11 protein-coding genes are annotated in these 9,424 nt (G+C 43.0%); 9 read left to right on the top strand and 2 right to left on the bottom strand.

Features of this window, described 5'->3' with window-relative positions; all coding sequences use genetic code 11:
- Window positions 1–308: 308 nt before the first annotated feature.
- Entirely contained in the window at window positions 309–530 is a 222-nt protein-coding gene (locus H6G92_RS20005) for a DUF4327 family protein (protein WP_190895342.1), read from the bottom strand.
- Between the two features lie 305 nt (window positions 531–835).
- On the opposite strand from H6G92_RS20005, the gene H6G92_RS20000 reads away from it, so the two are divergent.
- The gene (locus tag H6G92_RS20000) at window positions 836–2,068 is read left to right on the top strand and encodes a cysteine desulfurase-like protein (RefSeq protein ID WP_190895341.1); all 1,233 of its coding nucleotides are present in this window, start codon (window positions 836–838) and stop codon (window positions 2,066–2,068) included.
- On the opposite strand, the gene H6G92_RS19995 is transcribed toward H6G92_RS20000, so the two are convergent.
- A complete protein-coding gene (locus H6G92_RS19995) occupies window positions 2,065–3,330 on the bottom strand; it encodes a molybdopterin molybdotransferase MoeA (RefSeq protein WP_190895350.1) in 1,266 nt (421 codons plus the stop codon). The genes H6G92_RS20000 and H6G92_RS19995 overlap by 4 nt on opposite strands.
- A gap of 513 nt (window positions 3,331–3,843) precedes the next feature.
- On the opposite strand from H6G92_RS19995, the gene H6G92_RS19990 reads away from it, so the two are divergent.
- From H6G92_RS19990 to H6G92_RS19955, 8 genes are all read left to right on the top strand, one after another.
- A complete protein-coding gene (locus H6G92_RS19990; RefSeq protein ID WP_190895340.1) occupies window positions 3,844–4,401 on the top strand; it encodes an RDD family protein in 558 nt (185 codons plus the stop codon).
- A gap of 43 nt (window positions 4,402–4,444) precedes the next feature.
- Window positions 4,445–4,639 carry a 50S ribosomal protein L33 gene (gene rpmG / locus H6G92_RS19985; RefSeq protein WP_094333178.1) on the top strand — a complete coding sequence of 65 codons (195 nt, stop codon included), beginning with the start codon at window positions 4,445–4,447 and terminating at the stop codon, window positions 4,637–4,639.
- Window positions 4,640–4,641: 2 nt separating this feature from the next.
- Window positions 4,642–4,857 carry a 30S ribosomal protein S18 gene (rpsR, locus tag H6G92_RS19980; protein ID WP_012411240.1) on the top strand — a complete coding sequence of 72 codons (216 nt, stop codon included), beginning with the start codon at window positions 4,642–4,644 and terminating at the stop codon, window positions 4,855–4,857.
- Between the two features lie 175 nt (window positions 4,858–5,032).
- Entirely contained in the window at window positions 5,033–7,093 is a 2,061-nt protein-coding gene (locus H6G92_RS19975) for a ribonuclease catalytic domain-containing protein (RefSeq protein ID WP_190895339.1), read from the top strand.
- A gap of 198 nt (window positions 7,094–7,291) precedes the next feature.
- Window positions 7,292–7,489 carry a 50S ribosomal protein L35 gene (rpmI, locus tag H6G92_RS19970; RefSeq protein WP_109007939.1) on the top strand — a complete coding sequence of 66 codons (198 nt, stop codon included), beginning with the start codon at window positions 7,292–7,294 and terminating at the stop codon, window positions 7,487–7,489.
- 19 nt (window positions 7,490–7,508) lie between these two features.
- Entirely contained in the window at window positions 7,509–7,865 is a 357-nt protein-coding gene (gene rplT, locus H6G92_RS19965; RefSeq protein WP_069069781.1) for a 50S ribosomal protein L20, read from the top strand.
- 12 nt (window positions 7,866–7,877) lie between these two features.
- Entirely contained in the window at window positions 7,878–8,693 is an 816-nt protein-coding gene (locus H6G92_RS19960) for a transporter substrate-binding domain-containing protein (RefSeq protein ID WP_190895338.1), read from the top strand.
- 93 nt (window positions 8,694–8,786) lie between these two features.
- Entirely contained in the window at window positions 8,787–9,311 is a 525-nt protein-coding gene (locus H6G92_RS19955) for a tetratricopeptide repeat protein (protein ID WP_190895337.1), read from the top strand.
- Window positions 9,312–9,424 lie beyond the last annotated feature (113 nt).

The raw sequence follows: 9,424 nt of genomic DNA, 5'->3' as shown, positions 1-9,424 counted from the left end.
ATCTCCCTAATATTTCTTTTTGCTATGCAAAAAATTAATATTAGATGCAATCCTTATCAACCGCCTTATATCCCGCCACTGATTCGGAGTACCAAATTCAGTGGGGGACTTACGGCGTAATAGTTAAAACCTTGTGGAGCAGTTCTAGAAGACTTGTGTGTACACCGTAGCTGAGATTTATTGCTTACTTTAATAATCCTTGCTTATAACCCCCGACTTAATTCGAGGGTTTTTAATACTGAAAAATGAATTTGTAATTTTGTTTTTATGGGGATGCTGCTAATAAAGTTGAGCTTCTAGATACAGCCTCAATCGTCTTCCCAAGATTCATGATTCAGTAGGTCAATAATTCTATCTCTGAGTAGAAATTCGTTTTTTTCTAACTCAAGTTCAAAATTAACCCAATCCCGGTGAGGAATATATTTACAAAGGGTATAAATTGGCTGTTGACGGTTAATAAGTCCCCTTTTAACAAGTTGAAGTGCTTCTTCCTTGATAACTTCGATGTCGTATTTAACCGTAGTGTTCATAGCTAGTTCCTTTATTTTCAATCAAGGAATTAAGAATCAAAACAAAGTTGCTTTGACTGTATCTTAAACTTATCAAATAAAACTGACGAGAATTGTGAAGAATCAAGACATTAACCCTTGCTGGAAGTTAGATATATCAGTAAGATACTCTTTGGGTTCCCAAGTATACTCCTCTAGAGAGATTTTTGCAGAGCAAGAAGGCTAGCACAACAAGCTGTAAACACCAAAAGATGATGTAGATGCTCTCTGGGCGACTTGCCAAAAGGTAGGCTAGGGTAAAGAACATTCTCTAGAAAACTTATACTATGCTCCTGAATCTTGATAAAGTTCGGCAATATTTTCCCGCCCTAGCTGGTGAATGGACTTTTTTTGATAATGCCGGCGGGTCACAAACTCTGAAGAAAGTAGTAGACAGAATTAGCGAATTTCTCCTAAGTTCTGATGTCCAGTTGGGAGCTTCTTATGCAGTTTCTCAACTTGCAGGAGAACGATTAGCTCTAGCAACTCAGGGAATGGCTACTTTCATTAATGCCAATTCTTCTAAAGAAGTGGTCATGGGGCCATCTACTACAATGATGTTGAAAGTTCTCTCAATTTGTCTGGGTCAAACCTTCACACCTGGGGATGAGATTATTGTTACTAATTGTGACCATGAGGCCAATATTGGTGCTTGGGTCGCTCTTGAAAAACAAGGAATGAAGGTTAAAGTGTGGCAAGTTCGACCAGATACCTTGGAACTTCATTTAGCAGATTTAGAACCATTGATGAGTCAGCGGACAAAATTAGTAGCCTTGACTCATGCTTCTAATGTTTTGGGAACTATCAACTCTATCAAAGAAATTGCTGCATTTGTACACGATCGCAACGCGATGATTTGTGTGGATGGTGTAGCTTATGCACCCCATAGATTAGTTGATGTCCAAGATTTGGATGTTGATTTCTATACTTTGAGTTGTTATAAAGTCTATGGGCCACATCATGCCTTACTTTATGGCAAAGAAGAACATTTATTAAGATTACCTGGTCTTAATCATTATTTTATTGAGCAGACAGATATACCGTATAAATTTCAGTTAGGAAATGTCAATTTTGAATTAAGTTATGGAATGTTGGGTTTATGTGATTATTTAAGTGAATTAGCACAACTGCACTACGGCGATCAAACTGCAACTGATTTGAGAAGTCAAATGGTGCAGGCGTTTGATTTAATTAGCATACATGAAGAAAAGATTAGCGATCGCCTACTAAATTACCTCAATAGCAAGTCTAATGTGCGAGTGATTGGTCAATCAAAGGCTGATCGTCAATCCCGTGTGCCAACTATATCTTTTGTGGTAGATGGAATGCATAGTTCAACCATTCCGGCAAAAATTGACCAACATTATATTGGGATTCGCTACGGTGACTTTTATGCTAAACGGTTGATTGAATACCTGGGATTAGCATCCCAAGGTGGAATAGTCCGGGTGAGTATGGTGCATTACAACACCCTTGAGGAAGTTAACAGCTTGATTGAAGCTTTTGAGCAAGTATTTTAACCGTTACTAAGCTGCAAAACTTGCACCTCTTCTTGTGGGTAAATTAATGTTTTACCCACCGGGAGAACGGCTAAAGCATTGGTTTGAGCTAAATTAATTAAATTGCCAGAACTGTGACTTCCACCAGCTTTGTGAAATTCGTAAACTCCATCAATTAAATGCAATTTACCCCAAAGGTAAGTTTCACGCTTGCCATCGGATCGCAATTCATCATGCGATCGCACTTTCAAAAACACTGGTTCCCAACCTTCAGTAATTCCCGAAAGTTTCTTGATTGCTGGTAGCACAAACCGCCAAAATGTCACCAACACAGCCGCAGGGTTTCCTGGTAAACCAAAATAAAGGGCCGACTGGGGAGAGACGCGATTAATCGCGTCTGTACTGGGGAAAGTGGCGACGGTGAGGGGTTTCCCTGGTCTCATCTGTACAGCCCGAATGTGGATTTTTGCTCCTAGTGACTCTAGAATTTTGTCAACATAGTCATAATCTCCCACTGAGACACCACCAGAAGAGAGAACTATATCAGCGATCGCAACGGCGTGGGTAATAACTTTCTCCAGAGCAACTGGATCATCTTTGACAATACCTAAAATTAACGGTTCTGCCCCACTTTGTCTCACCAAAGCTGCCAGCGCATACTGATTAGAATCCACAATTTGCCCTGGTTGCAACGGTTGATCAACTGTCACCAACTCATCACCAGTGGAAAAAATTGCCACACGCGGACGGCGATAAACACTTAATTTTGGACACTGTGCTGCTGCCAATACGGCAATTTCTGGGGCATTTAACTTGATTCCTGCTGATAGTAGTTGTGTTCCAGCTTGATAAAAAGATGCTTTGTGTCTGACAAATTCTTGCGGTTTTGGCGCATCCAGGATAAATACGCGGTTTTCCTCCCGACGTGTCTTTTCTTGGATGACTATAGTATCTGCACCTGCTGGAATCACCGCACCTGTAAAAATCCTTGCTGCTTGCCCTGCTTGAATCGTAGACTTGGGCTGATACCCAGCCGGAATATCTTCAACAATTTCTAAAACGGTTGGATTTTCGGGGTTAGAGTGCTGCACATCTTGATAGCGAACTGCGTAGCCATCCATTGCCGAATTATCCCAATGGGGAAAATCTAGCGGACTAGTGATAGGTGTTGCCAAAATGCGACTATCGGCTGTCAATAAATCTAAAACTTCTGTATCCCGTTGATGATCCAACGGCTGCACCAAATTTAAAATAATTGCTTCTGCATCGTTGACTGATAGCATAGCGATCGCCTCCGACTTTTTACCTGTATCCCTGTAAAGTAACACTGACCAAAGTTAAATGAACCTTTAGCTGAATAACCAGTGTCACTCTTCTAGTTAAAGTTGAACTCAGCACCATAAGCTAGGTCGTTAGTGGTTATGGCGATCGCTAATCCTAAAGCAGTAGTCGTCACCATACTAATAGGTGTTTTAGTAAGCAGATGTGTCATAGATACAACTTCCAAATAGTTTTTACAACAATACAATATTTCCCAAAAACAAACTCTTGTGCGGTGGGCAACATATAGCGGTTCTCGTTTACGTGAGATACACCCGTAGGGGCACGGGCACTGCCGTGCCCCTACACCTGGCAATATAATGTTGTACCGCATCTGAGTGAGAACCGCTATAAGCGCCCTAATTATGGGACTTTTATGGGCAACAGTTTAAACGCCAAACCCAAGTCATCACCTTAATATAAAAAACAGGAGCAATCATTATTTCCCAACCCCTAAATAAAAATACCTATTTTGTATGACTATCGAACGACTTCCCCAAAAACACTATCCCAAGGCTGAAATTGGGCGGCGAGGTATGGCATTGGGACTTGATTTCCTTGGTGTCTGGTTAGTCAGTTCTCTACTGGGAGGCGGCGATATCGGGATTCAATTTGTGCAAATCCTAGTTTTTGTGATATTTTGGCTGGTTTTGCGGGTGCTGGTGGTATACAACAATCAAGGGCAAAGTTTAGGGCGTTGGGCGTTCGATTTAAAGGTGTTGGAAGTCGAAGATGGGGAAGTAGTGGGTAGAATTCCAGATTTGCTCTCATTGGTAAAGCGAGAGGCGATCGTTGGCTTGGGTGCCCTTTTAGTGTCAATTGCCCTCAGCAATATTAGAGCCAATCCCACTGCTATACTGCTAGTACTTCCCCTAGCAATTGATTGTGGAACTGCCTTATCTGATGCCCAGATGCGGCAAGCTTTACACGATCGCTATTGCGGAACTTTCGTAGTTTCGTCACGTCGTGGCTACTCGCTTGATATAAAAATTAAAAGATTAGTTGAAAATATGCGGCGGAATGTGAGAAGATAGTCATTTGTGTTAATTCTCTTCAGGCTTCACTGTTTGTAAGATTATGGCTAAGAGTAAAGGTGCCCGCATTATTGTGACACTAGAGTGTACCGAGTGTCGGACAAATTCAGACAAGCGTTCTGCTGGCGTTTCACGTTATACCAGTACAAAGAATCGCCGCAACACGACTAACCGGCTAGAACTGAAAAAGTTCTGCACCCACTGCAACAAACATACCGTTCATAAGGAAATTAAGTAGAGATGAGTTATTTCCGTCGTCGCCTTTCTCCGATCAAGCCAGGAGAACCAATCGATTATAAAGATGTTGATTTATTGCGTAAGTTTGTCACCGAGCGCGGTAAAATATTGCCACGTCGGATTACTGGACTGACGTCTCAGCAACAGCGAGAGTTGACATTAGCAATTAAACGTTCGAGGATTGTGGCTTTATTGCCATTTATCAATGCTGAAGGCTAAAAAGAGGAGAGACGCGATTATACTCTTACGAGAAGCCGCTCTTTGAGCGTCTACGCGTCTGTACAGGAGAGACGCGATTAATCGCGTACAGGAGTTAAGAATCAAAACTCCTAACTCCTAACTCCTAACTTAAAACTATTTTTTAAACTGTTCACCAAATTAAAGTGCGAGAGTTGTGGAGAAGGGGACGCTAGTTGAATTTAGGGTTCAAGGCGATCGCCGTCTGGGCATCGTAGAACGCCCAGATGGTAAAACCCGCTGGTTTGTGGTAGACGAACGTGGTCAATCCCACAGCCTCGCGCCTAGACAAATAACTTATACAGTTACCAAAGAGACCTACAAGCCCTCTGAGATTGCCAGTTTTTTGGAGCAGGTCAAGCCTTATTTAGATCCATCTAGCTTAGAAGTAGCTTGGGAATTACTGGTTGAAGATGGGGAAACAGTCACCCCAGATCAAATGGCAAATTTGCTATTTTCTGAATCAACTGCGCCTCCTTGTTACGCCGCCTATTGCTTGTTATCAGACGACAAACTCTATTTCAAGCAAAAAGGAGACGCTTATGAGCCGCGAACTGCTGCTCAAGTGGCAGAACGCAAGCACCAGATGGAAGTAGAGGCACTAAAAGCTAAGGGACAGCAGGAATTTTTAACTCGTGTAGAGCAGGCGCTCAAAGGCGAAGCAGTAGAGTGGCAGCGCCACGATCGCCAGCGCTTAGAAGGACTCGAAAAATACGCAGCGCTGCTTGCTGACACCGTGCGGACAGGGGTAAATTATGACTCCCTGGCTCGCGCTTATCCGCCAAGCGCTCCAGTATTAGAAACTATGACCATGCTGGGACGGCCAACAACACCCCAAGGGGCCTTTCAACTGTTGGTGGATTTGGGTTGCTGGAGTCCTTATGAAAACTTGTTCCTGCGTCGTTCTTCAATTCCGATCCAATTTCCTAATAAGGTATTAGAAGTGGCGCAACAGCGTTTGGATTTCCCGCCGATTGACTCAGATACAAACCGCCTTGATCTGACTCACCTGAAGGTCTACACCATTGATGATGAAACTACCACAGAGATCGACGATGGTCTAAGTTGGGAAGTACTCCCCGATGGCCGGGAACGCCTGTGGGTGCATATCGCCGATCCCACTAGATGGTTAGTACCCGAAGATGAATTAGATTTGGAAGCCAGAAAGCGGGGTAGTACAGTCTATTTACCTACGGGCATGATTCCCATGTTCCCAGAGGTATTGGCGACTGGGCCAATGAGTCTGATCCAGGGACGGGTTTGTTGCGCTCTCAGTTTTGGGATTATTTTAGGTATAACTGGGGGAGTGGAAGATTACAGCATTCATACCAGTTCGATTAAGCCAACTTATCGTCTCACCTACGAAGATGTAGACGAAATGCTGCAATTACGGGTACAAGCAGAACCGGAAATTGCAGCGATCGCAACTTGGGCACAGCGGCGCAAAGCTTGGCGTTTCGCTCAAGGGGCAATTAGCATCACCATGCCCGAAGCGATGATCAAAGTCAAAGATGATGAGATCAATATTGACATTTTGGACGATTCCCCGTCGCGGCAAGTAGTTGCAGAAATGATGATTGTTGCCGGTGAAGTTGCGGCACGTTATGGTAAAGCTCATAATATACCTTTGCCCTTTCGTGGTCAGCCCCAACCGGAATTACCCCCAGAAGAGGAATTACTCCTACTTCCCGCTGGATTCGTTCGCGCTTGCGCTATGCGTCGTTGTATGCCCAAGAGCGAAATGAGCATTACGCCTCTGCGCCATGCTGGTTTGGGTTTGGATACCTACACCCAAGCAACCTCTCCCATCCGTCGTTACAGTGACTTACTTACCCACTTCCAAATTAAAGCCCATTTGCGGGGTGAAGTTCTGCCATTTTCCGCAGATCAACTTAAAGAAGTGATGATGACTGTCACCAGCATCACCCAAGAGGTGACGATGGTAGAACGGCAAACGAATAGATATTATGCTCTAGAGTATTTACGCCGTCATCCAGAGGAAACTTGGGATGTAACTGTATTGATGTGGCTGCGAGAAGACAGCAACTTGGCCCTAATTTTGATCGAAGATTTAGGTTTGCAGTTACCAATGGTTTTCAAACGTTCTGTAAACTTGGGTGAACAGATAGTGGTGAAGGTTAGCCATGCCGATCCGCAAAAAGATATGATCCAGTTTCAAGAAATAGTTTATCAAGAAGCCCAAACAGCAGCGAATTAACTAATTCGTAATTCGGAACTATTGGTGAAACACTCGCGCATAATTGTCTTTACTTAAGTAAAAATTGAGGGTTTAAAACCCACGGAGTTGAGTAACGCTTCGTCTAGAAGCGGTTTATTAGCACCGATTTAACTTAATTTCCATTCGAGCAATTTTTATAGTATATAATAATGGATCGTGTCGAATTAAAGCTATACCATGCCTAAACTAAAGACTCGTAAAGCCGCAGCGAAGCGATTCCGTGCCACCGGTACCGGCAAAATCGTCCGTCGTAAAGCGTTCAAAAGCCACCTTTTAGAGCACAAATCTTCTGACAAAAAGCGTAGTATGCGTCAGAGTGCGCTTGTACATGAACGCGATGAACTTAACGTGCGCTTGATGCTCCCATATTTGTAAGTATTTTAGGAAATAAGTTATGACTCGGGTAAAACGCGGTAATGTAGCTCGGAAGCGCCGCAATAAAATTCTCAAACTAGCTAAAGGTTTTCGCGGTTCTCACTCAACTCTGTTTAGAACTGCCAACCAACAAGTGATGAAGGCACTACGGAGTGCCTACCGCGATCGCAAAAAGAAAAAGCGCGATTTTCGCCGTCTCTGGATCACCCGGATCAACGCTGCTTCAAGGCAACACGGCTTGAGCTACAGCCAGTTGATCGGTAACTTGAAAAAAGCTGATATCCAACTAAATCGCAAGATGTTGGCACAATTAGCAGTCCTCGATCCAGCTAGCTTTGGCAAAGTTGCTGAACTAGCAAATCAAGCTAAAGGATAAAGGTGGCAACGGATGTATAACGGATGTAACAGATGGCAAGAAATTACTCGGTTACATCTGGTATTATCCGCCACTATTTTTTGGATATCTTGCTTTTCTATAGTGGGGACAGGATTAACTGCATCTGCTGCCGAAATGCCAGAAATTGAGCAGCGGGGCTATCTAACTGTTGCCGTTAAAGATAACTTGCGTCCGTTGGGATTTAGAGATGCTAACGGTAATTTGCAAGGCTTAGAAATTGACTTGGCACACCAATTGGCACTTGACTTAGTTGGTAAAGCCGAGGCTGTAAAATTTAAACCTGTAGCGAATCGCGATCGCTTGTCTGTAGTCTTAGACAAGAAAGTTGATTTTGCGATCGCTAGGGTAACAGCAACTGAATCTCGCAGCCGCATAGTTAGTTTCAGTGTTCCCTACTATTTGGATAGCACTGTATTAGTTACAAAAGATACCTCTGTACAGCAGTTAAGTGATTTGGCAAAACAAAAAATTGCTGTACTGAATAACTCCAGCACCATTGCTCAAGTGCGGTACTATGTGTCAAACGCCGAGTTGGTAGGAGTGAATTCATATCAAGAAGCGCGAGAGAAAATAGAAAGTAATGCAGCTTTTGCCTTTGCCGCAGATGCTAGCGTTCTGAGCGGTTGGGTGCAACAATATCCCCAATATCGCTTACTGCCAATTAAGCTATCAACTGAACCCTTGTCTGTAGTGATGCCCAAGGGATTGCAGTACGATAAGTTAAGACGAAATGTGAATGAAGCGATCGCTCGTTACTTAGCAGAAGGTTGGCTTCAGCAACGTGTTCAATATTGGGGCTTACCGTAAGTTGGTCATTAGTCATTAGTCATTCACAAATGACAAAGGGCAATAGGCTGATAATAGATAGAGAAACAACTTTTAATATTTGTATTTGCAGCAATGGATAACAGTCTAGCCGTTGTTTATCTCTCAGTTTTGGTGGTTATACTCACAATTGCAGCCGTGGGTGTTTTTCGCCAGATTTTCAAAACTCGTAAGATTGAAGGCTCCTTTGCAAGATTGCGAAAGAAGTTAGAGAAAGAAAAGGGTACGACTCAAGAATATTATGAGTTAGCCAGTATTTATTCAGACAAAAAACTGTATTCTCAAGCGATCGCACTGTTTCAAAAAGCTCTCAAGGCTGCCCAAGAAGAGGAAGAAGAAAATATTGCCCCTATTTACAACGGGCTGGGTTATGTTTATTTTATCCAAGAGCAATATGACCTCGCAATTCGTCAGTATAAAGAAGCCTTGAAATCTAAACCAGACTACGTAACAGGGTTGAATAATCTTGCTCACGCCTACGAGAAAAAAAAGTTAACTACTCAGGCGTTACAAACTTACGAAGAAGCACTAAAGTTTGCTCCAAATAACTCTATTGCGAAACGTCGTGCTGAATCTTTACGCCGTTTAGTTTCTGCCTAAATTAAGGGCATTGGGCATTGGGTATGGGAAAAGAAAACTCTTCACTAGTCTCCAGTCTTTAATCCCTAATTCCTAATCCCCCCAACTATCAACAAATTAATTTGGCTTTAGCC

The organism is Nostoc foliaceum FACHB-393, assembly GCF_014698505.1.
Classification (GTDB): domain Bacteria; phylum Cyanobacteriota; class Cyanobacteriia; order Cyanobacteriales; family Nostocaceae; genus Nostoc; species Nostoc foliaceum_A.
This window is presented reverse-complemented; position numbering and strand designations above follow the sequence as displayed.